This is a genomic window from Marmoricola sp. Leaf446 (assembly GCF_001424755.1).
Taxonomy (GTDB): Bacteria; Actinomycetota; Actinomycetes; order Propionibacteriales; family Nocardioidaceae; genus Marmoricola.
In genome coordinates, this window is record NZ_LMRF01000006.1 from 66234 (window position 1) to 89347 (window position 23114).

Annotated in this window: 21 protein-coding genes; 6 read left to right on the plus strand and 15 right to left on the minus strand. The window is 75.5% G+C overall.

Annotated elements, in window-relative coordinates; translation table 11 throughout:
* Positions 1 to 103: 103 nt before the first annotated feature.
* From ASG49_RS14965 to carA, 5 genes are read right to left on the minus strand one after another with little or no spacing between them, the layout of a single operon-like run.
* A complete protein-coding gene (locus tag ASG49_RS14965; RefSeq protein WP_056543301.1) occupies positions 104 to 547 on the minus strand; it encodes a hypothetical protein in 444 nt (147 codons plus the stop codon).
* On the minus strand, positions 544 to 1380 hold the full coding sequence (gene pyrF / locus ASG49_RS14970) for an orotidine-5'-phosphate decarboxylase (RefSeq protein WP_056543304.1): 837 nt from the start codon (positions 1378 to 1380) through the stop codon (positions 544 to 546). The genes ASG49_RS14965 and pyrF overlap by 4 nt, the downstream gene beginning before the upstream one ends.
* Positions 1377 to 2453 carry a quinone-dependent dihydroorotate dehydrogenase gene (locus ASG49_RS14975; RefSeq protein ID WP_056543306.1) on the minus strand — a complete coding sequence of 359 codons (1077 nt, stop codon included), beginning with the start codon at positions 2451 to 2453 and terminating at the stop codon, positions 1377 to 1379. The genes pyrF and ASG49_RS14975 overlap by 4 nt, the downstream gene beginning before the upstream one ends.
* Entirely contained in the window at positions 2450 to 5779 is a 3330-nt protein-coding gene (gene carB, locus ASG49_RS14980; protein WP_056543310.1) for a carbamoyl-phosphate synthase large subunit, read from the minus strand. Before carB ends, ASG49_RS14975 begins: the two co-directional genes overlap by 4 nt.
* On the minus strand, positions 5779 to 6963 hold the full coding sequence (carA, locus tag ASG49_RS14985; RefSeq protein WP_056543315.1) for a glutamine-hydrolyzing carbamoyl-phosphate synthase small subunit: 1185 nt from the start codon (positions 6961 to 6963) through the stop codon (positions 5779 to 5781). Before carA ends, carB begins: the two co-directional genes overlap by 1 nt.
* 114 nt (positions 6964 to 7077) lie before the next feature.
* On the opposite strand from carA, the gene ASG49_RS14990 reads away from it, so the two are divergent.
* Complete coding sequence (locus ASG49_RS14990) at positions 7078 to 9561, plus strand: LuxR C-terminal-related transcriptional regulator (RefSeq protein ID WP_056543317.1); 2484 nt, start codon at positions 7078 to 7080, stop codon at positions 9559 to 9561.
* Positions 9562 to 9643: 82 nt separating this feature from the next.
* On the plus strand, positions 9644 to 10525 hold the full coding sequence (locus tag ASG49_RS14995; protein WP_082534183.1) for a class I SAM-dependent methyltransferase: 882 nt from the start codon (positions 9644 to 9646) through the stop codon (positions 10523 to 10525).
* On the opposite strand, the gene ASG49_RS15000 is transcribed toward ASG49_RS14995, so the two are convergent.
* The 4 genes from ASG49_RS15000 to ASG49_RS15015 all read right to left on the minus strand — a co-directional run bounded on the left by ASG49_RS15000 (position 10526) and on the right by ASG49_RS15015 (position 13960).
* Positions 10526 to 11806: a dihydroorotase gene (locus ASG49_RS15000; protein WP_056543320.1), complete on the minus strand. Its 1281-nt coding sequence runs from the start codon at positions 11804 to 11806 to the stop codon at positions 10526 to 10528.
* Positions 11803 to 12738: an aspartate carbamoyltransferase catalytic subunit gene (locus ASG49_RS15005; protein ID WP_056543323.1), complete on the minus strand. Its 936-nt coding sequence runs from the start codon at positions 12736 to 12738 to the stop codon at positions 11803 to 11805. The genes ASG49_RS15000 and ASG49_RS15005 overlap by 4 nt, the downstream gene beginning before the upstream one ends.
* Complete coding sequence (gene pyrR / locus ASG49_RS15010) at positions 12735 to 13319, minus strand: bifunctional pyr operon transcriptional regulator/uracil phosphoribosyltransferase PyrR (protein WP_156384372.1); 585 nt, start codon at positions 13317 to 13319, stop codon at positions 12735 to 12737. Before pyrR ends, ASG49_RS15005 begins: the two co-directional genes overlap by 4 nt.
* A gap of 146 nt (positions 13320 to 13465) precedes the next feature.
* Positions 13466 to 13960 (minus strand): cupin domain-containing protein, encoded by a 495-nt coding sequence (locus ASG49_RS15015; protein ID WP_056543326.1) that lies wholly within the window; start codon positions 13958 to 13960, stop codon positions 13466 to 13468.
* Positions 13961 to 14016: 56 nt separating this feature from the next.
* Here ASG49_RS15015 and ASG49_RS15020 point away from each other — a divergent pair, with 56 nt between their 5' ends.
* From ASG49_RS15020 to ASG49_RS15035, 4 genes are read left to right on the plus strand one after another with little or no spacing between them, the layout of a single operon-like run.
* On the plus strand, positions 14017 to 14688 hold the full coding sequence (locus ASG49_RS15020; protein ID WP_056543329.1) for a TetR family transcriptional regulator: 672 nt from the start codon (positions 14017 to 14019) through the stop codon (positions 14686 to 14688).
* Between the two features lie 30 nt (positions 14689 to 14718).
* The gene (locus ASG49_RS15025; RefSeq protein WP_200936349.1) at positions 14719 to 15975 is read left to right on the plus strand and encodes an MFS transporter; all 1257 of its coding nucleotides are present in this window, start codon (positions 14719 to 14721) and stop codon (positions 15973 to 15975) included.
* 9 nt (positions 15976 to 15984) lie between these two features.
* Positions 15985 to 16986 carry an aminotransferase class IV gene (locus ASG49_RS15030; RefSeq protein ID WP_082534185.1) on the plus strand — a complete coding sequence of 334 codons (1002 nt, stop codon included), beginning with the start codon at positions 15985 to 15987 and terminating at the stop codon, positions 16984 to 16986.
* Positions 16983 to 17720 (plus strand): HAD family hydrolase, encoded by a 738-nt coding sequence (locus ASG49_RS15035; RefSeq protein ID WP_200936350.1) that lies wholly within the window; start codon positions 16983 to 16985, stop codon positions 17718 to 17720. Before ASG49_RS15030 ends, ASG49_RS15035 begins: the two co-directional genes overlap by 4 nt.
* Before the next feature lie 7 nt (positions 17721 to 17727).
* Here the strand turns inward: ASG49_RS15035 and ASG49_RS15040 are convergent, their stop codons facing one another.
* Genes ASG49_RS15040 through ASG49_RS15065 form a run of 6 tightly spaced genes read right to left on the minus strand, consistent with a single transcriptional unit; the run spans position 17728 to position 23113 of the window.
* Positions 17728 to 18504, minus strand: coding sequence for an enhanced serine sensitivity protein SseB C-terminal domain-containing protein (locus ASG49_RS15040; protein WP_056543332.1), 777 nt, complete (start codon positions 18502 to 18504; stop codon positions 17728 to 17730).
* Positions 18501 to 19856, minus strand: a complete 1356-nt coding sequence (locus tag ASG49_RS15045; RefSeq protein WP_056543335.1) for an NAD(P)/FAD-dependent oxidoreductase — start codon at positions 19854 to 19856, stop codon at positions 18501 to 18503. The genes ASG49_RS15040 and ASG49_RS15045 overlap by 4 nt, the downstream gene beginning before the upstream one ends.
* Positions 19853 to 20503, minus strand: coding sequence for a hypothetical protein (locus ASG49_RS15050; protein WP_056543338.1), 651 nt, complete (start codon positions 20501 to 20503; stop codon positions 19853 to 19855). Before ASG49_RS15050 ends, ASG49_RS15045 begins: the two co-directional genes overlap by 4 nt.
* Entirely contained in the window at positions 20500 to 21303 is an 804-nt protein-coding gene (locus tag ASG49_RS15055) for a DUF1206 domain-containing protein (RefSeq protein ID WP_056543341.1), read from the minus strand. The genes ASG49_RS15050 and ASG49_RS15055 overlap by 4 nt, the downstream gene beginning before the upstream one ends.
* Positions 21300 to 22376: a GNAT family N-acetyltransferase gene (locus ASG49_RS15060; protein WP_235562113.1), complete on the minus strand. Its 1077-nt coding sequence runs from the start codon at positions 22374 to 22376 to the stop codon at positions 21300 to 21302. The genes ASG49_RS15055 and ASG49_RS15060 overlap by 4 nt, the downstream gene beginning before the upstream one ends.
* A gap of 59 nt (positions 22377 to 22435) precedes the next feature.
* Positions 22436 to 23113, minus strand: coding sequence for a hypothetical protein (locus ASG49_RS15065; protein WP_056543344.1), 678 nt, complete (start codon positions 23111 to 23113; stop codon positions 22436 to 22438).
* Position 23114 lies beyond the last annotated feature (1 nt).

The window sequence follows — 23114 nt, forward strand, 5'->3', positions numbered from 1 at the left end:
CGGGGGCGGGCGCGTGGTGTGGGGGGCGCGGCTCGGACGGCGCGCGGGGAGTGCGTTGCACAGTAGTCACGTCGTTCGACGCGCTGCAACGCGCCCCCGGTGCTCAGAGCCCGAGGTTGACCTTGCACACGTCGCGCCCCTGCTGCTCGATGCCGGAGGCGGCCGCGACGACCTCCTCGGAGCGGATCTGGCCGGCCGCGGCGACGACGTCGCGGCGGTCCGCGGGGCTCAGCCCGCCGGGCGGGCGGCCGCCCTCGAAGTCCTTCGCGGAGACGTCGGCGGCCCGCAGCGCGCGGTCGAGGTCCTCCAGGGCGCCCAGGAAGGTCTGCCACTCGTCGGTGAGGTCGGAGGGCGCCTTCTCCCCCAGCCCCTGGAGCAGCTCGAGGTTGTCCAGCAGCGCGGTCGGCGAGCTCGCGGCGACCATGTCGGAGAGCTTCTCCCGGTCCAGGCGCAGCTGGGCGCAGTAGTCCTCGGTGGTGGGCTCCCCGCACCCCGCGAGCGGCAGCGCGAGCAGCAGCGCGCCGGCCAGCCCGACGGCGCGCCTCACGGTGCCTCCCGCAGCGCGGCGAGGTCCTCCGCCACGGCCCGGGCCGCGGCGGCCAGGGCGGCCGGGTCGGGGCCCGCGCGCAGGATCTCCCGGGAGCTGGAGGCGAGCACGAGGCGCGAGGCCGGTCCGAAGATGCGTCGCACGTCGGCCACGGTGCCGCCCTGGGCACCCAGGCCGGGCACGAGCAGCGGCCCGCCGACGTCGAGGTCCTCCTCGGTGCGGCCGATGGTGGCGCCCACGACGGCCCCGAAGCTGCCCAGCGGGCCGGCCTCGGACGCGTTGAGGGCGCGGAGGTGGTCCAGGACGCTGCCGGCCACGGTCGGTCCGGCCGCGGTGACCGCCTGCTGGAACGGCGGCGCCTCGGGGTTGGAGGTCAGCGCCAGCACGAACACGCCCGCCCCGTGGGCCCGGGCCGTGTCGAAGAACGGCTGCAGGCTGCCGGTGCCGAGGTAGGGCGAGACCGTCAGGGCGTCGGCGGCCAGCGGCGAGGCGGGGTCGAGGTAGGCCTCGGCGTACCCCTGCGCGGTGGAGCCGATGTCGCCGCGCTTGACGTCGACCACGGTCAGGACGCCGGCCTCCCGCGCGGTGGCGAGCACCCGCTCCAGCACGGCGACGCCGGCCGAGCCGAAGCGCTCGAAGAACGCCGACTGGGGCTTCAGCGCCGCTACGACGGGGGCGAGGGCCTCGGTGGCGCCGAGGGCGAACCGCTCGAGCCCGGCCGCGGTGTCGGGCAGCCCCCAGGCCGCCAGCAGCGCCGGGTGCGGGTCGACGCCCGCGCACAGCGGTCCGTGGGCGTCGACCGCGGCCGCCAGCCGGGCCCCGAACGGCCTCACGCGGCCGCCTCGCCCCGGGCCCGGGCGACGCCGCGGTTGATCCGGCGCGCCCAGCCGGGCCCCTCGTAGACGAAGCCGGTGTAGCCCTGGAGCAGGTCGGCCCCCGCGTCGAGCCGGGCCAGGGCGTCGTCGACGGTGGCGATGCCGCCCACCCCGATGATCGTGGGCTCGGGTCCCAGCCGGTGGCGGAGCAGGCGGGTGACCTCCTGGGCCCGCGCGCGCAGCGGCGGCCCGGAGAGCCCGCCGCCCCCGGCGGCCTCGACCGCGCCGTCGGGGCTGACCAGCCCGTCGCGGGCGATCGTGGTGTTGGTGGCCACGACGCCGTCCAGCCCCACGGCCCGCGCGAGGTCGGCCACGGCCAGCACGTCGTCGTCGGCGAGGTCGGGGGCGATCTTGACCAGCAGCGGCACGTGGACGCTGGAGACGTCGTCGGCGCGGCGGCGCACGGCGCGCAGCAGCGGCTCGAGCCGCTCCACCGCCTGCAGGTGGCGCAGGCCCGGGGTGTTGGGCGAGGACACGTTGACGACCAGGTAGTCGGCGTACGGCGTGAGCAGGCCGGCGCTGGTCTCGTAGTCGGCGACCGCCTCGTCCTCGGGCACCACCTTGGTCTTGCCGATGTTCACGCCCAGGGGTACGCCGGAGCGGCGACCCGTCCGGTCGAGGCGGCGCTCGGCGAGCCGCCGGGCCACCGCCACGGCCCCGTCGTTGTTGAAGCCCATCCGGTTGACGATGGCACGGTCGGCCGGCAGCCGGGCCAGCCGTGGCCGGGGGTTGCCGGGCTGGGGCTGCGCGGTGACGGTGCCGATCTCGACCGACCCGAAGCCCAGGCTGGCCAGCGCGTCGATGCCCACGGCGTTCTTGTCGAAGCCCGCCGCCAGGCCCAGGACGGCCGGGAAGACCAGCCCCATGGCCTCGACCTCGCCCCCCGCGGACCGACCGAGCCGTTCGGCGCCGGCCTGCAGCGCGTGGGTGACCGGGCGTGCCCGTCGGATGGCCGTGAACGCGAGCTCGTGGGCCCGCTCGGCGTCGGTGCGGACCAGCACCCGGTCGAAGAGCCGGTGGTACAGCGTCACCCCGCGGCTCCCGGGGTCTCCGGCTCCCCGGCGGCCCGCCTCGCCCAGTCCTGCAGCGACCGGACGCCGATGTCGGCCGCCCGCATCGCCTCGATGCCCTGCACCGCGGCACCCAGGCCCTGCACGGTGGTGATGCAGGGGATGTTGCCCAGGATGGCGGCGGTGCGGATCTCGTAGCCGTCCAGCCGCGGCGACCCGCCGCCGACCGAGGTGCCGTGCGGGGTGTTCACGATCAGGTCGACCTCGCCGTCGAGGATCCGTCCGACGATGGTCCGCTCCCCCGAGGCGGCGTCGCCCTCGCTGTACTTGCGGACCACGGTCGCCGAGACGCCGTTGCGTCGCAGCACCTCCGCGGTGCCCTGGGTGGCGAGGATCTCGTAGCCGAGGTCGGCCAGCCGCTTCACCGGGAACACCATGGTGCGCTTGTCGCGGTTGGCCATCGAGACGAAGACCCGACCCGAGAGCGGCAGCGATCCGTAGGCGGCCGTCTGGGCCTTCGCGAACGCCGTGCCGAAGTGACCGTCGAAGCCCATCACCTCGCCGGTCGAGCGCATCTCCGGGCCGAGCACGGTGTCGACGTTGTGGCCCTCGAGGGTCTTGAACCGGTTGAAGGGCATCACCGCCTCCTTGACCGCGATCGGCGCGTCGCCGGGCAGGTCGCCGCCGTCGCCGTCGGCCTTGAGCAGGCCCTCGGCCCGCAGCCCGGCCACCGTCTCGCCGAGCATGATGCGGGCGGCGGCCTTGGCCAGCGGCGTGGCGGTCGCCTTGGACACGAACGGCACGGTCCGGCTCGCGCGCGGGTTGGCCTCGAGGACGTAGAGCACGTCGGAGCCCAGCGCGAACTGGATGTTGAGCAGGCCGCGCACCCCGACGCCCTTGGCGATCGCCTCGGTGGCGGTGCGGATCCGGTCGATCTCCTCCTTGCCGAGGGTGATCGGCGGCAGCGCGCAGGAGGAGTCTCCGGAGTGGATGCCGGCCTCCTCGATGTGCTCCATCACGCCGCCGAGGTAGAGGTCGGTGCCGTCGTAGAGGGCGTCGACGTCGATCTCGACCGCGTCGTCGATGAAGCGGTCGACCAGCACCGGGTGCTCGGGGCTGATCTCGGTGGCCCGCTGGATGTAGCCGGCCAGCGCGCCGTCGTCGTAGACGATCTCCATGCCGCGGCCGCCGAGCACGTAGGAGGGCCGCACCAGCACGGGGTAGCCGATGGTGGCGGCGATGTCGCGCGCCTCGGCGTACGTCGTGGCCATGCCGTGCTTGGGGGCGGGCAGCCCGGCCTCGGCCAGCACGCGACCGAAGGCGCCGCGCTCCTCGGCCAGGTCGATGGCGGCCGGCGGCGTGCCGACGATCGGCACCCCGGCGTCCTCGAGGCCCTGCGCGAGGCCCAGCGGCGTCTGGCCACCGAGCTGGCAGATGACGCCCGCGACCGGGCCGGCGGCGCGCTCGGCGTGGACCACCTCGAGCACGTCCTCCAGGGTGAGCGGCTCGAAGTAGAGGCGGTCGGAGGTGTCGTAGTCGGTCGAGACCGTCTCGGGGTTGCAGTTGACCATCACGGTCTCGTAGCCCGCCTCGTGCAGCGCCAGGCTGGCGTGGACGCAGGAGTAGTCGAACTCGATGCCCTGGCCGATCCGGTTGGGGCCCGAGCCGAGGATGATGACGGCCTCGCGCTCACGGGGCGCGACCTCGGTCTCCTCGTCGTAGGAGGAGTAGTGGTAGGGCGTCCGCGCGGCGAACTCGGCGGCGCAGGTGTCCACCGTCTTGTAGACCGGCCGGACGCCGAGGGCGTGGCGCACGCCGCGCACGACCGGCTCCTTCATGTCGCGGATCCGGCCCAGCTGGGCGTCGGAGAAGCCGTGGCGCTTGGCCAGGCGCAGCAGCCCCGGGGTCAGCTCGGGGGCGTCGATGACCTCCTGCGCGACCTCGTTGATCAGCACCAGCTGGTCGACGAACCACGGGTCGATGCCGGTGGCGTCGTGGACCTCCTGCGGGGTGGCCTCGGCGCGCAGCGCGTCCATCACCTTGCGCAGCCGGCCGTCGTGCGGGGTCGCGACCTCGGCCAGCAGCGCGTCCTTGTCGAGGTCGACGGTGCGGTGGCTCCAGTCGAAGACGGCCTTTTTGTCCTCCAGCGAGCGCAGCGCCTTCTGCAGCGCCTCGGTGAAGTTGCGACCGATGGCCATCGCCTCGCCCACCGACTTCATGTGCGTGGTCAGCGTCGGGTCGGCGGCCGGGAACTTCTCGAAGGCGAACCGCGGCACCTTGACCACGACGTAGTCCAGCGACGGCTCGAAGGAGGCGGGGGTCTCCCGGGTGATGTCGTTGGGGATCTCGTCGAGGGTGTAGCCGATCGCGACCTTGGCCGCGATCTTGGCGATCGGGAAGCCGGTGGCCTTGGAGGCCAGCGCGGAGGACCGCGAGACGCGGGGGTTCATCTCGATCACGACGACGCGGCCGTCGGCGGGGTTGACCGCGAACTGGATGTTGCAGCCGCCGGTGTCGACGCCGACCGAGCGGATGATGCCGATGGAGAGGTCGCGCAGGTGCTGGTACTCGCGGTCGGTGAGCGTCATCGCCGGGGCGACGGTGATCGAGTCGCCGGTGTGGACGCCCATCGGGTCGAGGTTCTCGATGGAGCAGACGATCACCACGTTGTCGGCGGTGTCGCGCATCACCTCGAGCTCGTACTCCTTCCACCCGATGATCGACTCCTCCAGGAGGACCTCGGTGGTCGGGCTGGCGGCCAGGCCGGACCCGGCGATGCGCCGCAGGTCCTTCTCGTCGTACGCCATGCCGGAGCCGGTGCCGCCCATGGTGAAGCTGGGGCGGACCACCATCGGCCAGCCGAGATCCTTCGAGGCCTCGAAGCACTCCTCGAGGGTGTGGCAGACCACCGAGCGGGCCACCTCGCCGCCGAGCTCCTCGACGATGCGCTTGAACGACTCGCGGTTCTCGCCGCGGTTGATGGCCTCGATGCTGGCGCCGATCAGCTCCACGCCGTACTTCTCCAGGACGCCGGCGGCGTCGAGCGCCATCGCGGTGTTGAGCGCGGTCTGGCCGCCCAGCGTCGCGAGCAGCGCGTCGGGCCGCTCCTTCTCGATGACCTTCTCCACGAACTCGGCCGTGATCGGCTCGACGTAGGTCGCGTCGGCGAACTCGGGGTCGGTCATGATCGTGGCCGGGTTGGAGTTGACCAGGACGACCCGCAGGCCCTCGGCCCGCAGCACCCGGCAGGCCTGGGTGCCGGAGTAGTCGAACTCGCAGGCCTGGCCGATCACGATCGGGCCGGACCCGATGACCAGCACGCTCTGGATGTCGGTGCGCTTGGGCATCAGGCGTCCTTCCCGTCGGTGGTCGCGTCGTGCTCGCCGGCCGGGCCGCTCGTGGCCATCAGCTCGGTGAACCGGTCGAAGAGGTAGGCGGCGTCGTGGGGACCGGCGGCGGCCTCGGGGTGGTACTGCACCGAGAAGCTCCGCAGCCGGCCGTCCTCCCCGCGCAGCTCCAGGCCCTCGACGACGTCGTCGTTGAGGCAGACGTGGGAGACGGTGGCCTCGCCGTACGGCGTCGTGGTCGAGCCCTCGAGCGGGGCGTCGACGGCGAACCCGTGGTTGTGGGCGGTGACCTCGACCTTGCCGGTGGTGCGGTCCATCACCGGCTGGTTGATGCCGCGGTGGCCGTAGGTCAGCTTGTAGGTGCCGAACCCGAGCGCCCGGCCGAAGAGCTGGTTGCCGAAGCAGATCCCGAAGTACGGCAGCCCGCGCCCGAGCGCCCCCCGCAGCAGCTCGACCTGGTCGGTCGTCGCCGCCGGGTCGCCGGGGCCGTTGGAGAAGAACAGCCCGTCGGGCTGGACGGCGAGGACGTCCTCGAGGGTCGAGGTCGCGGGCAGCACGTGCACCTCGACGCCGCGGGCGGCCAGCATCCGCGGGGTGTTGGCCTTGATGCCGAGGTCGAGGGCGGCGACGGTGAACCGCTTCTCGCCGACCGCCGGGACGACGTAGGCCTCGGCGGTGGTGACCTCGTCGGCCAGCTCGCTGCCGGCCATCTGCGCCGAGGCCCGGACGCGCTCCAGCAGGGCGGCGCTGTCGGCGGTCTCGGTGGAGATGCCGACGCGCATCGCGCCGCGCTCGCGCAGGTGGCGGGTCAGCGCGCGGGTGTCGATGCCGCTGATGCCGACCACGCCCTGGTCGCGGAGCTCGTCGTCGAGGCTGCGCACCGACTGCCAGTTGGAGGGCACCCGGGCGGGGTCGCGCACGACGTAGCCGCTCACCCAGATGCGGCGCGACTCCGGGTCGTCGTCGTTGACGCCGGTGTTGCCGACGTGCGGGGCGGTCATCACGACCACCTGGCGGTGGTACGACGGGTCGGTGAGCGTCTCCTGGTAACCGGTCATGCCGGTGGAGAACACCGCCTCGCCGAACGTCTCGCCGGGGGCGCCGTAGGCCTCGCCGTGGAAGGTCCGGCCGTCCTCGAGCACGAGGATCGCGGGGCCCGGACGGGTGGGGGCATGCAGTGGCACGCCGTACCTCCTTCTCCGCCTCACGGGACGGATCGTTAAAGGATGCCGATCGCGGCCGACCCTACCAGCGCGCGGACCGTTGTCAGCCGCCCGGCCGGAGGGGATGCTGGGTCGGTGGGCGAGGTGCTCGTGGGACGCACCGAGGAGCTGGCCCGGCTCCGGGCCTGGCTCGACCAGCGCCTGGCGGACCCGGGCCCGCGGGGTGGACCGCGGGCCGGTCCCGCTCCCCCGCTGCTGCTGGTGAGCGGCGAGGCGTGGGTCGGCGTCACCGCACTGGTCGACGCGGCGGTGGCGGCGTACGACGCCTCGCGGGTCGTGCGGCTCGACGACCTGCACGTCGCCGACGGGGCCACCGTGCGAGGGCTGCCGGACCTGGCCCGCCGGCTGGTCGACGGGTCGACGGCCGTGGTGGCGACGTACCGCCCCGACGCGCTGGCCCGCGACCACCCGCTGCGGCCCGTCCGCGCCGAGCTGCGGCACGCGGGGCTGGTGACCGAGCTGCGGCTGGGCCCGCTGCCCGACGCGGACGCCCGACGTCTGGTCGCGGACCGGTTCGGGCCCGCCGCCGAGCCCGACCGGGTGGAGGCGGTGGTGCGCCGCGCCGACGGGCTGCCGTTCCTGCTCGTGGCGCTGGCGCAGGACGACGACGGCGACCTGCCCGAGGCGGTCCGCGACGCCGTCGCGCTGGAGCTCGAGCGGCTCGACGACGCGGGCCGGGAGGCGCTGCGGCTGGCGGCAGTCACCGGTCCGGCCGTCGAGCCGCGCCACCTCGCGGCGCTGCTCCCGGGCGGCTGGCCCGAGGAGCTCGGGACCGGCGAGCACCTCGCCCGCGACGCGGACGGCGTGCTGCGGTTCCGCCACGACGTGGTCCGTGAGGCGGTCCACGACCAGGTCCCGCCGGCCCGGCAGCGGGCGTGGGCGACCCGGCTCGCCGACCGGCTGCTCGCCACCGGGTCGCACCGCGACGCCCGGGCACTGCTGGACCCGCTGGTCGCCGCCTGGCCGGCCGACGAGCCCGGCCGGGCTCGGGCGCTGACGGCGCTGGCCGCTGCGGCCGAGGGCTGTGGCGAGCACCCCGCGGCCGTGGCCGCCCTCGGCGAGCTCCTGGCAGGAGCGCCCGAGCCGGAGCGAGCGGGTCTGCTGTCCCGCCTCGCCACCCAGCACGAGCTGTTGGGCCAGTGGTCGGTCGCCGTGGCCGAGCGCGAGGCCGGCGCGCGGCTCCACGACGCGGCCGGTCGGCCCGCCGACGCCGCGGTGGAGCGCCTCGCCGTGGCGGTCCACCTGCGCTCGGCAGCGAGCCTGCGCGCCGCGCTGGAGGTCACCGCGCTCGCGGAGCGCGACGCGCGGCGGGCCGACCGGCTCGACCTGGTGTGCCGCGCGGAGGCGCTGCGCGGCAACCTGCTCGCCCGGACCGAGCGGGGTGCGGAGGGGGTGGCGCAGGTGCGGGCCGCGCTCGACCGCGCCCTGTCGGCCGGACTCGTCGCACCGGCGGCGGAGGCCTACCAGCGGCTGGCGGACGCGCTGGAGCACAGCGGTGACTACCGCTCCGCGGGCCAGGCGTACGACGCGGCGTACACCTTCTGCCGCCACGGCGACCAGGACGTCACCGCCCAGGTCTGCCGGGCCTGCGCCGCCGTGGTGATGCTGCACGGCGGGCGCTGGGACACCGCGCTCGAGGTGTGCGCCGAGGTCCTCCACGACCCGGGCTCGCCCCCGCCGGCCCGCGCTGCCGCCGAGGTGGTCACCGGCCTGGTGGAGGCGTTCCGGGGCCGGGTCCGCGGCCCGCGAGCGGCGCTGCTCGGCGCCCGGCTCACCGGGGTGCGCATCGACCTGCTGCCGGTCGACCTGCTGGCCTCGTGGGGGCTCTCGCTGCTGGACCGGCACGCCGGGGACGACGCCGGCGCGGTGGCCGGGCTGCAGCGGGTGCTGCAGCGCTGCGAGGACAGCCAGGAGCGGCACTACTGCGTGCCGGTGCTCCAGGACGCGGTGGGCCTGTTCGCCCGGCTCGGCCTGCACCGCGAGGTGGCGCGGGCGACCGCGCTGCTCGCCGAGGCCGACCTGGGCCACCAGCCCGACGCCCGGATCGCGCTCTGCGTCGCCCTGGCCGAGACCTCGGCGCTCGCGGGCGACGTGCCCGCGGCGGTGCCCCACCTGCGGCAGGCGCTGGAGCTGAGCGCGACCGAGGAGCTCCCCCTGGCCGACCTGGCCGTGCGCCGTCGGCTGGCCGCGCTGCTGGTGGCGGGCGGCGGCCCCGACGACGCCCGCGCGGAGGCGGTCGAGCTGCTCCGGCAGGCGCAGCGCACCGCGCGCCGGCTCAAGGCCCGGCTGCTGCTCGAGCCGCTCGGCCGCGAGCTGGCGGCCCTGGGCGCGGTCCCGACGACGGCCGGGGGCGACGCGCTCACCGCCCGCGAGCGCGAGGTGCTCGGCCTGGTCGGCGGCGGGCTGACCAGCCGCGAGATCGCCGCCCGGCTGTTCCTCAGCGTCCGCACCGTCGAGATGCACGTGCGGCACGCGATGACCACGCTCGACTGCCGCACCCGCACCGAGGCGGCGATGCGGCTGGCCCGCGACGACGCCCACGCGCACCCGACCCCGTAGTTCTCCGGTACCCCCCGGTCCACGCCGCTGCGAGCGTGACAGGGCCGCGAGGTCCGCGGCACCACGACCCGGAGGCACCGCCATGAGCCAGCAGACCCAGCCCGCAGCCACCACCGACCCGGCCGGCCCCGCCGGCCCCGCCGGCCCCGCCGACCCCGCCGACCGGGCGCTCAAGGACCGGCACCGGACCATGTGGGCGCTCGGCGACTACCCCGCGGTGGCGCGCGAGGTCATCGCCGACCTCGGCCCGGTGCTCGTCGGGGCCACCGGGGTCGGCCCCGGCGACCGCGTCCTCGACGTCGCGGCGGGGTCGGGCAACGTCGCGATCCCCGCGGCCCGCGCCGGTGCCCGGGTCGTCGCCTCCGACCTGACGCCTGCGCTGCTGGAGGTGGGCAGGCGCCAGGCCGAGGCCGAGGGCCTGGCCCTGGACTGGGACGAGGCCGACGCCGAGGCGCTGCCGTATGCCGACGCCGCGTTCGACGCCGTGCTGTCCTGCGTCGGGGTGATGTTCGCCCCGCACCACCACGCCGCCGCCGACGAGCTGGTCCGGGTCTGCCGCCCGGGGGGCCGGATCGGGCTGGTGAGCTGGACGCCCGAGGGGTTCGTGGGCCGGCTCTTCGCCACCATGAAGCCGTACGTCGCCCCGCCGCCGGCCGGCGTCCAGGCCCCGCCGCTGTGGGGCCGCGAGGACCACGTCGCCGAGCTGCTCGGCGACCGGGTCACCGACGTCCGCGCCGAGCGCCGCACCCTGGCGGTGGACGCCTTCGACGACGCCGCCGGGTTCCGGGAGTTCTTCAAGCGCTGCTACGGCCCCACCATCGCGGCGTACCGCGGCCTGGCCGAGGACCCCGAGCGCACCGCCGCCCTCGACGCCGAGCTGCTGGACCTGGCGCGGCGGTTCGCGACCGGACCGGACGGCGCGATGGGGTGGGAGTACCTGCTGCTGACCGCCCGGAGGGCGTGATCAGACCAGGGCGCCGTCCAGCACCGTCGGCCGGCCGCCGAGGAAGGTCGCGACCACCGCGCCGGTCAGGCGGCGGCCGTGCCAGGGGTTGTTGCGCGACAGCGACACCGAGGCGTCCCGGTCGACGGTCACGGCAGCGGCGGGATCCACCAGGGCGAGGTGGGCCGGAGAGCCCACGGCCAGCGAGCCGCCGTGGCCCTCCAGCCCGGCGATCCGAGCGGGGGTCTGCGACATCACCCGCGCCACGTCGGCCCAGCCCATCGCCCCCGAGGTCACCATGACCTCGCTGACGACCGACAGCGCGGTCTCGAGGCCGAGCATGCCGAAGGCGGCGTCGCCGAAGGCGTGCTCCTTGTCGTGGCGGGCGTGCGGGGCGTGGTCGGTGGCGACCGCGTCGACGGTGCCGTCGGCCAGCGCCTCGCGCAGCGCGTGGACGTCCTCGTCGGGGCGCAGCGGCGGGTTGACCTTGTAGACGGGGTCGTAGCCCGCGACCAGGTCGGTGGTCAGCAGCAGGTGGTGGGGCGTGACCTCGGCGGTGACGTCGATGCCCTGGGCCTTGGCCCACCGCAGCACCTCGACCGAGCCGGCGGTGGAGACGTGGGCGACGTGGAGCCGGCTGCGGGTGTGGCGGGCGAGCATCACGTCGCGCGCCACGATCGTCTCCTCGGCGATGCCGGGCCAGCCGGGCAGGCCGAGCCGGCCCGACAGCTCGCCCTCGTGGCAGCAGGCGGAGGGTCCGGCCAGGTCGGGGTCCTGGGAGTGCTGGGAGACGACGCCGCCGAAGGCGCGGACGTACTCCAGCGCCCGGCGCATCACCCGCGGGTCGTGCACGCAGCGGCCGTCGTCGCTGAACACCCGGACCCGGGCGCGCGAGCGGGCCATGAGGCCGAGCTCGGCCAGCTCGTGGCCCTCCAGGCCACGGGTGACCGCGCCGACCGGCTGCACGTCGACCAGGCCGGCGGCGCGCCCGAGGTCGAGCACCCGCTCGGCGGCCTCGGCGGTGTCGGTGACCGGGCTGGTGTTGGCCATCGCGAGCACGGCGGTGAAGCCGCCGACGGCCGCCGCCCGCGAACCGGTCAGCACCGTCTCGGCGTCCTCGCGGCCGGGCTCGCGCAGGTGGGTGTGCAGGTCGACCAGGCCCGGCAGCGCCACCAGGCCTTCGGCGTCGATCGTGCGGGCGCCGGCGGGTGCGGCGTCGACGAGCACCCCGTCGGCGACGTACAGGTCACGCGGCTCGCCGCCCAGGACGGACGCGCCGGTGATCACGAGCGGCTCGCTCACGCGACGCTCCCTTCCCCTGCGAGCAGGTGGTAGAGCACGGACATCCGGACCGCGACGCCGGCCGAGACCTGGTCGAGCACGGCCGAGCCCGCGGCGTCGGCGGCGTCGGCGGCGATCTCCAGGCCGCGGTTCATCGGGCCGGGGTGCAGGATCGGCGTGCCCTCGCGGAGCAGGCCGAGGCGGTCGCGGGTCAGGCCGTAGCCGACGGTGTACTCCCGCGCGGTCGGGAAGAAGCCGCCGCTCATCCGCTCCCGCTGCACGCGCAGCATCATCACCGCGTCGGCGGTGGGAAGCACCGCGTCCAGGTCGTACGACGTGGCGAAGCCGGCCGCCTCCGACCAGGCCGTGACACCGGCCGGCATCAGGGTCGGGGGCGCCACCACGGTGACCCGGGCGCCCAGCTTGGTCAGCAGCGCGACGTTGCTGCGGAACACCCGGCTGTGGGTCAGGTCGCCGACGATGGCGACGTGGCGACCCTCGAGGCCGCCGAGCCGCCGGGTCAGCGTGTAGGCGTCGAGCAGCGCCTGGGTGGGGTGCTCGTGGGTGCCGTCGCCGGCGTTGACCACCACCGCGTCGGTCCACTGCGAGACCTGCTGCGCCGCCCCGCTGGCCATGTGGCGGATCACCAGGCCGTCGACCCCCATCGCGGCGACGGTGAGCACGGTGTCGCGCAGGCTCTCGCCCTTGCTGACGCTCGAGCCCTTGGCCGAGACGTTGATGACGTCGGCCGAGAGCCACTTGCCGGCGATCTCGAACGACGAGCGGGTGCGGGTGGAGTCCTCGAAGAACAGGTTGACGACCGTGCGACCCCGCAGCGCGGGGAGCTTCTTGACCGAGCGGTGCTGCACGTCGTGCATCTCCACCGCGGTCGCGAACAGGGTGGCGACGTCGTCGGGGGTGACGTCGTCGACCGAGAGCAGGTGCTTGTTCACGAGCCCTCCCCCGGGTGCAGCAGGGCGTCGCCGGGGCTCGGGGCGATGCGCACCACGTCGTAGCCGTCGGACTCCTCGAGCCGCACCATCACACGCTCACTGCGGGCGCTGGGGAGGTTCTTGCCGACGTGGTCGGCGCGGATCGGCAGCTCGCGGTGCCCGCGGTCCACGAGCACGGCCAGCCGCACGGTCGCGGGCCGGCCGAGGTCGTTCATCGCGTCCAGCGCGGCGCGCACCGTGCGGCCGGAGTAGAGGACGTCGTCGACGAGCACGACGGTCTTGCCGTCGATGCCGCCGGGCGGGAGCGCGGTGTGCTGGGGGCCGCGGGTGGGCTGGCGACGCAGGTCGTCGCGGTACATCGTCACGTCGAGCGTGCCGGTCGGCACGTCGGTGCCCTCGACCCGGGCGATGCGCTCGGCGAGCCGGGTCGCGAGGTGGGTGCCGCGGGTCGGGATGCCGAGCAGGACGAGGTCCTCGGAGCCCTTGTTGCGCTCCAGCAGCTCGTGGGAGATCCGGGTCAGCGCCCGGGCGATGTCGTGGGCGTCGAGGACGGTGCGGGACCCCTCGGGGGCCTCAGGCACCTCGGGGACCTCGGCGGATGGGTCGGGCACGTCGGCCGGGGGGTGCGCCACAGGGGCCGGACCTCCTTCTCCGCCTCACGGGACGGCTCGTTAAAGGATGTCGATCGCGAGGGACTGTAGCAGCCGCCCGACCCCGGCCCCGGGGCTCATTCCGGCAGTGGCGGACCGAGCACCTCGAGCCCGTAGCGCGGCCCCACCTCGTTCCACCGGCCGATCTCCTGGGGCACCGGCCGTCCCTCGCCGGGGCCGGGCAGGCGCAGCTCGGACGCCGGCACGCCCACCTCGTCGTAGAGGCCCATCAGCCCACCGGGCACGGTCAGCGAGAGCAGCCGCGCCGGACGCTGCCCGCGGATCCGGAAGGCGTGGGGCACCCCGAGCGGCAGGTAGAGGAAGTCGCCGTCGGCCAGCTCGTGGAGCTCCTCGCCCGCCCGGTAGTCGACCCGGCCCTCGAGCACGAACAGCGCCTCGGCCTCGGCGGTGTGGCGGTGCAGCGGGGTGGCGGTGCCCGGCGGCTGGGTGACCAGGGACATGCCGAGCAGGCCGTCGGTCTGCTGCGCCCCGACGAGGTGCTCGAAGAGCGAGCCCATCGCCCAGGTGCCGGGCCCCTGACCGGTGCGGTGCACGACGACGGACGGGCTCATGGCGGCCTCCAGAATCGATCCGAAGTCGGATCGGATGAATTGCTAACCTAGGCCCCGTGCCCGACCCCGTCAATGCCCGGACCTACCGCTCGCCGCTGCGCCAGGAGCAGGCGGCCGCCACCCGACGCGCGGTGACGGCGGCCGCCCACGACCTCTTCACCGCCCAGGGGTACGACGCGACGACGGTCGCCGCCGTGGCGGCCCGGGCCGGCTTCTCGCTCGACACCGTCTACGCCTCGGTCGGCCGCAAGCCGGCGCTGCTGCTGGCCGCCCACGACCTGGCGCTCAGCGGTGGCACCGACGCGGTGCCGGCAGAGCAGCGTGACTACGTCGCCGAGGTGCGCGCGGCCCGGGGGGCGGCGGCCAAGCTCACGGCGTACGCCGGGGCGCTGGGTCGTCGCTGGCCCGCCACCGCCCCCCTGGCCGAGGCGCTGCGGACCGCCGCCGCCACGGACCCGGCCTGCCGCGACACCTGGACCGCGCTGGGCGAGCGGCGCCGCGCCGGCATGACCGTGCTCGCCGGCGAGCTCCGGGCGACCGGCGAGCTGCGCGCCGACCTCACCGACGACGACGTGGCCCACCTGCTGTGGACCACCGGCGGACCCGAGCACTACGTGCTGGCCACCACCCGCCGCACCCCCGAGCAGTACGCCGCCCAGCTGGCCGACCTCTGGACCCGCACCCTGCTGAGCACCGCACCGCCGGACGCCACGACCCGAGCGACCTGACCGACCCGACCGACCTGGCACCATCGCCCGGTGCGACTCCCCCAGGACCCATCCAGCGACCGGACCGGCGACCGGACCGGCCACCGGGCCCGCCACCGGCCCCGCCACCTGCCCCGCGGCCTCCCCCGCGGCCTCCCCGGCGTCCTGGCCGTGCTGATGACCGCGGGCTGGGCCGCCAACCTGTTCGCCTCGGTGATCCCCGTGCTGGCCGAGCAGGAGGGGTTCTCGACCGCGCTGCTCGACGCGGCGTTCGGCGCCTACGCCATCGCGCTGCTCCCCGGCCTGTTCGGCGGCGGCGCGCTCTCGGACCGGGTCGGCCGGGCGTGGGTGGTGCTCCCCGGCGCGGGGCTCGTCGTCGCCGGGACCGTGGTGCTGATGGCCTTCCACGACCCCGCCGGGCTGCTCGTGGGCCGGCTGGTGGTGGGCCTCGGGGCGGGGCTGACCTTCGGCGCCGGGACCGCGTGGGCCGGCGACCTCGGTGCGGCGACCGGCACCGTGCTGGCCGGGGTGTTCCTGACGACCGGCTTCGCCGTCGGGCCGCTGGTGTCGGGCGCCCTGGCCCAGCTCGCACCCGCCCCGCTGGTGACGCCGTTCGTGCTCTCGATCGCGCTCTCGCTGGCCGCGATCGGCTGGGCCGCGGCCACCAGCGCGCCCGCGTCACGCCGGCTGCGCGACGCCGGGGGCGGGCCGGTGCCCACGCTGGAGCACCACGACGCCCGCACCGCGCTGGCCTGGTCGCTGCCCGTGGGCGTGCTGGTCTTCGCGAGCGTCGCGCTGAGCATCGTCACGCTGCCGACCCGGCTGCCGCCCGGGGTCGACGGTCCGCTGCTGGTGGGCGTGGCCGCCGCGCTCGCGCTGGGCAGCGGCATTGCCGTGCAGACCGTCGCGCGCGCCCGGTCGTGGGGACCCGGCGCCGGGGTCGCCGGGGCGCTGACGGCGGCGGCCGGCTTCGCCCTGGTCGCGCTCGCCGGGGAGCGGATCGCGCTGCCGCTGTTCGCGCTCAGCTGCGTGGTGCTCGGGACGGCGTACGGCCTGTGCCTGCGCGAGGGCCTGCTCGACGTCGAGACGCTGGCTCCCCCGGCGCGCCGGGGCACGCTGACCGGCACCTTCTACGTCGCGACCTACGTCGGCTTCGGGCTGCCGCTGATGCTGACCTCGCTGCAGCCGGTCGCCGGCACCCGGTTGCCGGTCCTGGTGCTGGCGCTCGCCGCGCTCCTCGTGGCGGGGGCACGCCGCGCCCAGCTCCGCGGCGGCCACCCGGGACGGTCGGCCCCGGCCGGCTCCTAGGGTGACGCCATGACGAGCACCCCGACGCCGACCGGTCGCACCACCGACAGCACCACGGGCAGCACCACGGGCAGCACCACCGGCAGCACCACCGGCACCCAGCACTCCTCCGGCGACCCCCGCAACGACGACGTCCTGGTCTGGGTCGACGGCGAGCTGCTCCCCCGCGCACGCGCGGTCGTCTCGGTGTTCGACTCCGGGTTCGTGCTGGGCGACGGGGTCTGGGAGGGACTGCGGGTCAGCGGCGGCCATCCGGTCTTCCTCGAGCAGCACCTCGACCGGCTCGAGGAGGGCGCGCGGGCGCTGCTCATCGACCTGCCGACCCGGGAGCAGCTGACCGAGGCGGTCTACGCGACGCTGCGGGCCAACGACATGCTCGACGGCGTCCACGTGCGGCTGATGGTCACGCGCGGGGTGAAGTCGACGCCCTACCAGGACCCGCGGGTCACCGTCGGCCCCGCGACCGTGGTGGCGATCGCCGAGCACAAGGAGCCGCTGCCGGCCACCGTGACCGAGGGCATCACGCTGTTCACCACCCACGTGCGACGCGCCCACCCCGACACGCTCGACCCCCGGCTCAACGCCCACAGCAAGCTCAACGACGTCACGGCCTGCATCCAGGCCTACACCGCCGGTGCCGACGAGGCGCTGATGCTCGACCCCGACGGCTTCGTGGCCACCTGCAACAGCACCCACTTCTTCCTCGTCACCCGGGCCGGGGAGGTGTGGACCTCCGACGGCCGCTACTGCCTGGGCGGCATCACCCGCGCCAACGTGCTCGAGGTCTGCCGCCGCCACGACCTGCCCGCGCGCGAGCGGACCTTCAGCCTCACCGACGTCTACAACGCGGCCGAGGCGTTCGTGACCGGCACCTTCGCCGGCGTCGTCCCGGTGCGCACCGTCGACGGCCGCACCATCGGCACCGGCGCCCGCGGCCCGGTGGTGAAGCGGCTGCAGGGCCTCTACCAGGAGCTCGTCGCCGAGGACGTGGCCTCGCGGGCGGCCCGGTGAGCAGCAGCGGCGCGGGGCGGCCCACCGTCCGGGTGGCGATGTGGAGCGGCCCGCGCAACCTCTCCACGGCGATGATGCGCTCCTGGGAGAACCGGCCCGACACCGTCGTGGTCGACGAGCCGCTCTACGCGGCGTACCTCACCGCCACCGGGCTCGACCACCCCGGCCGCGAGGAGGTGATCGCCTCCCAGCCCACCGACTGGCGCCGCGTCGTGGCCGACCTCGGCCGCCCGGTGGGGGCGCCGGTCCACTACGCCAAGCACATGACCCACCACCTGCTCCCCGACATGGAGCTCGACTGGGTCGCGGCGTTCCGCAACGTGCTGCTCGTGCGCGACCCGGCCGAGGTGGTGGCCTCCTACGTCCGCTCCCGGGAGAGCTGCGAGCCCGAGGACATCGGCCTGCTCCAGCAGGAGCGGCTGCTCGAGGTGCTGCCCGACGACGTGCCGGTCGTCGACGCCGGCGACTTCCTGCGCGACCCCGAGGCGCACCTGCGGTGGCTCTGCGGCTGGCTCGGCATCCCGTTCACCGACCGCATGCTGCACTGGCCCGCCGGTCCGCGGGACTCCGACGGCGTCTGGGCGCCGCACTGGTACGACGCGGTGCTGCGCTCGACCGGCTTCGAGCCGTGGCGTGCGCGCGAGGTCGAGCTCGGGGCGCACGACCGCGCCGTCGCCGAGGCCTGCCGACCGGCGTACGACCGGCTCCGCGAGCGGCGGCTCCGGCTGGTCTGAGCGTGCCTCAGGCGGTCAGGAAGGGCGGCACGTGCGCGGTGAGCAGGGTGGCGCCGGGCGGCCCGACGGTGACGTCGAGCGTGCGGCCCTCCAGGACCTCCACGCACCGCTCGACCACCGGGAGCACCTCGTCGCGCGGCCGCGAGGTCGTGACGCCCAGCAGGTAGCCCTGCAGGCCGTCCTCGTAGCGGATCCAGCCCAGCGACGCCGTCGCCACCCCGCCGAGCGCGACGAAACCGTCGCGCAGCCGCTCCACCAGCCCCTCGGGGACGTACGCCGGCTCGCCCACCTCGACCGAGGAGCCCTGCTGCGCGACCCGGTGGGTCGTGCCCGGGTCGACCCCGGCGAGCAGGTCGGACATCTCGGCGACCAGGAACTCCTTGCCGTGCCGGTTGGCCGGGTTGAGCACCAGGCCCAGGTTGTGCCCGACGAGCTGGCGCATCAGGTCGCGACCGGTCGTGCCGCGCACCTCGAAGCCGGGCGGCATCTCGCCCTGGGTCTGGGTCCACTGCCGGCCCCACCAGGCCCCGCGCGAGGGGTGGGTGAACGCCAGGCCGGCCCGACGGCGCTCGGACAGCTCGGTCACGAGCGGCACGAAGCCGCCGTCCTGCACGGTCCCGGGCACGCCGACCGAGGCGTCCATGAACGCCGCGACGAAGGCGGGGCCCGCCTCGCGGTCCCCGGGGTGCTCGGCCGCGTGGACGAGCAGCTGCTCGAGCGCGTTCTGGGGGCCGGGCTCCTGGGGACCGTCCGGCGGACCGGGGGTCGCTCCGAGGGCGCTCACGCGTCGAGGTCCTTGAGGGCTTCCTCGACGGCGCGGTGCATCGTAGGGAAGGCGTAGATCATCGAGCGCAGCGTCGTCGTCGGGATCTCGGCGTGCACCGCGGTGGTGAGCATCCCCAGGACGTCGCCGCCGGTCGGACCCATCACGGTGGCGCCGACGAGCACCCCGCGGTCGGCGTCCTCGATGACCTTGACCAGGCCCTGCGCCCGGTTGATCCAGCCGCGCGAGTTGGCCGACATGTCCTGGGTGCCGACGCGGACGGTGATGCCGGCGTCGCGGGCCTGCTGCTCGGTCATGCCGACGCCGCCGACCTCGGGGTCGGTGAAGGTCACGTGCGGCACCGCGCGGTAGTCCGCGCGCGGCGCGTCGTCCTGCTCCAGGACGTCGGCGGCGCAGATCGCGGACTGGTACATCGACAGGTGCGTCCAGGCGCCGTGGCCGACCACGTCGCCGATGGCCCACAGGCCCTCGCCGGCGCGCATCCGGTCGTCGACCTCGAGGGAGCGCGCGGCCGGGTCGAGCCCGACGGTCTCCAGGCCGAGGTCGTCGAAGTTGGGTCGACGCCCGGCGGCCACCAGCAGCTTCTCGGCCTCGACGGTCTGGTCGGCCAGCCGGACGGCGAAGCGCCCGTCGGCGTAGGACACGTGCTGGATGTCGACGTCGGCGAGCACCTGGATGCCCTCGGCGGCGAAGACCTGGCCGAGCAGGTCGCCGGTCTCCGGCTCCTCGGGGCCCAGCAGCCGGGGACCGCGCTCGAGCACCGTGACCCGGGTGCCGAACCGGGAGAAGGCCTGGGCCAGCTCGGCCCCGATGGGGCCACCGCCGATCACGATCATCGAGGCGGGGGCCGACTCGGCGCGCAGCACCTCGCGGTTGGTCCAGTACGGCGTGTCCGCCAGCCCGTCGACCGGGGGCGCGCTGGGCGACGTGCCCGGGTTGAGCACCACCCCGCGACGGGCCTCGTAGACCTCGCCGCCCACCTCGACGGTGCGTGGGCCGGTCAGGCGGGCGTGGCCGCGCACGAAGCGGACGCCGGCGTCGACGAGCCGGTCGACGGCGACCTGGTCGTCCCAGCCGTCGGTGGCCTCCTCGCTGATCCGGCGGGCCACCACCGCGAAGTCGGGCCGCACCTCGGCGCTGCCGGCGAGGTCGGAGACCCGCCCGGCCTCGGCGAGCGCGTCGGCCGCCCGGATGATCATCTTGCTGGGGATGCAGCCGTAGTAGGGACACTCGCCGCCCACGAGGCGCTCGTCGATCCCGACCACGTCGAGACCCGCCCCCGCCAGCTGCGTCGCCGTCGCCTCACCACCGGGGCCGAGCCCCACCACCACCACGTCGCACGTCGTCGTCATGCTCCGGAGTCTGGCACCCGCCCCGAGGCGGCCGGAACCTCGACCGTCGTGGTCACCGCGGTGACCGAGGGCCGCTCCGGGGTCGACCCGAAGCCGAACCCGGGCTCGGGGGCCACCGGCGCCAGCGTGCCGAGGTCCTCGCCGCGCCAGCGGCCGCTCAGCCCGGTCACGGCGTGCAGGTCGGTGGCGCCGTAGAACTCGCGCCGGCCGTGGCCGGCACTGCCCCGGGTGCGCACGCCACGCAGGACGACGCGGGCGACCGGGTCGGTCAGGCCCGACCACCACGGCGCGGTGGCGAGCGGCCGCGGCACGAGCCGCAGCAGCCGGCCCAGCGGCGTACGACGGCCGAGGTCGAGGCGCAGCGAGAGCTCCGGGCCCTCGACCCGCCAGGCCCGCCTGGACACCTGGGCCGTCACCGGGGCGATCACCACCCGGTCGAAGCGGTAGGTCCGGGCCACGAAGTCGGCCACGTCGGGGTCGGGCGCCAGCAGGACCCGGGTGCCGTCGGCCTCGGCGACCATCACGTCGGTGAAGGAACCCAGCGGGCTGCGCGGCCAGTGGCCCACCACGACCCGGACGCCGCTGCTCGAGCCGACGCCGGCGATGTGGCCGGCGAACCGGTGGCGGCTGCGCGCTGCCCGGCTCACCGGTCGTGGTGGCGGGCGAGGACGAAGCACCAGGCGCCGAAGCACCACAGGCCCACGCCCACGAGCCCGATGAGCACGGCGCCGTACGGCTCCTGGAGGACCTGCTGCAGCGCCTGGTCGAGGCCACCGCCCTTGCCGGAGCGGTGGGTGACGCCGGCCACGACCGTGAGCAGGCCGACCAGCGCCAGCGAGAGGCCCTTGCCGACGTGGCCGACCTGGCCGACCCTCACGAACGCGGTGCCGAGGTCACCGGCCTGGCCGCGGGCCGTGATCTCCTCGGTGAAGGAGCGGGTCCAGCCCTTGCGCAGCAGCGTCGCGGCGTACGCCAGGACAGCGAGGCCCGCGAGCGCGACCACCCACTGCCCGCCGGGCCAGCCCATCACGGTGGCGGTCCAGCCGCCCGACCTCCCCGAGCCGCGACCCACGGCGACCTTGACCGCGGTGAAGCCGATGGCGGCGTACACCACGGCCTTGCCGACGGAGACGAGACGCTTCCTCGTCCGCTCGTCGCCCTGGTCGCGGTGGCCGAACCCGGCCTCGACCACGCGCCAGACGACGAGCAGCAGCATGCCCAGGGCGACCGCCCACACCATGGTGCGGCCGAAGGGCTGGCGGGCCAGGGTGTGGAACGCGCCGTCGGTGCTGGCGTCCTCGTTGGGCCCGCCGAGCGCGAGCTGGACGCAGAGCCACCCCAGCAGGAGGTGGACCACGCCGTAGGCGACCATCCCGGCCCGGACCAGGTGGTCCAGGGAGGTGCTGCGCTCGGCCTGCTCGCCCAGGGCCTGGACGTCGTCGTTCACGGCGTCGCGCCGTCGGGCTGCTCGATCTCCAGGTCGCGGAACCACGACTCGGTGACGTAGTCGGTGGTCCACCCCATCGAGGTGTAGAGGCCGTCGGCGCCCGTCGGGGAGTCGTCGTCGACCTCGAGCCCCACCCGGTCGCGGCCGCGGCGTGCGGCGTCGGCGATCACGGTGTGGAGCAGCGCCTTGGCCACACCGCGGCCCCGGGCGTCGCGGTGGACGCCGATGTAGTCGACGTAGCTGCCCTCGTGACCAGCCGACCCCTCCGGCAGCACGGTGCTCACCACGGCTCCGGCGGCGAGCCGGCGACCGTCGACCTCGACGAAGGCCAGCCACCAGTGGTCCCAGCGGTGGCCGGGGTCCTCGCGCAGCCGCTGCACGAACTCGGGGAAGCTCTCGCGGTAGGAGTTGAAGTGGTCCTCGAAGGAGCTCTCCAGCATCTCGTGCACGATCTGCAGGTCGCCCGCCACCGGCAGGTCGTTCTCGTGGCTGTCGACGCGGCGGATGGTGACGCCCTCGCGCGGGGCCGGCAGCTCGTCGGCCTCCGAGGGCACCACCGGGCGCGACATCTGCAGCCAGGTGCGGCGCAGCTCGTAGCCCGCGGCGCGCAGCCAGTCGCGCTGCACCTCGTCCTCGGCGAAGGGACTGGCGTCGAGCCGGGTCGCGGTGGTCCCGCGCAGCCGGCAGATCTCGGCCGCCTGCTCCGCGACGAAGGCGTACGCCGCGTCGGCGACGCGGTCCTGCACGTCCCGGTCGAGCGCGCGGTCGACGTAGACGTGCAGCATGGTGCGGCCCGCGGCCCGGTCGTGGACGACCACCCAGCCGCGCACCCGGGAGTCGGGGTCCACCAGCACGACCTGGCGGCGGGTCCAGGACGCGGGTCCGGCGACCTCGGACTCGACGGCCTCGCGGTCCACCGACGCCGAGCCGGTCCAGGGCCGCTTGTCGGCGCCGCGCAGCTCGACCAGCGCGCCGAGGTCGTCGAGCTGCGGCAGCCGGGCCGTCCAGTCCTCGGGGAGACCGGCCAGCGAGCGCGGGGACGAGGTCGGGTCGGCGGGCTTGGGCGAGGTCACCTGCGGCATTGTGCCGGAGTCGCCCCCGGCGGCGCGCGACTCGGTCCCCGGCGGCGCGTTCAGCCGCACCGGGCGACCACCTGGCGGGCGACGGCGTCGCGGCGGGCGGTCGCCCTGCCCGCCGCGTCGCACGCCACGCGGCCGGTGGTGAAGCGGCCCACGAGCAGCCCGGTGCCCGCGACCTCGGCGGCCGAGCCGTCGGTCGTGGTCGGCGGCCCGCAGACCCGCGCGGTCCAGTGGAAGGGGCGGGCACGCGTCGCGGCGTACGCCACCACCCGGCGGGGGCGCGGCGCCGCCCGCGACACCTGCAGCCGCGTCGCGAAGGTCTCCGACAACGGCCCGGTCGACCCGCCCGGCAGCCGCGCCGCCACCCGGCGCAGCACGACCGCGTCGACGCGGTCGTCGTCGGGGGCGCGCACTCCCGGGCGCAGGTCGAGCACCCGTCGCAGCGTCACCGGCACGCGGCCGCGCCGGCCCGGACCGAGGGTGAGGGGCAGCGCGTAGACGACCACGCGCGTCCCCCGGCGTACGTCGGTGCGCTCGGTGGGCTCGAACCCGGCCACCGCGCAACCGGCGACCGTCCCCGACGGCGCAGACGCGGACGCAGACGACGCGTCCGCGGGCCCGACCGGGCGCTCCCCCGGCCGGTCGGTGCCGGTGCACCCGAGCAGCCCGCCCGTCAGCGCCACCAGGAGCGCGGCCAGCAGCGACCTCGGCAGCACCGCCGGACCGCGCACC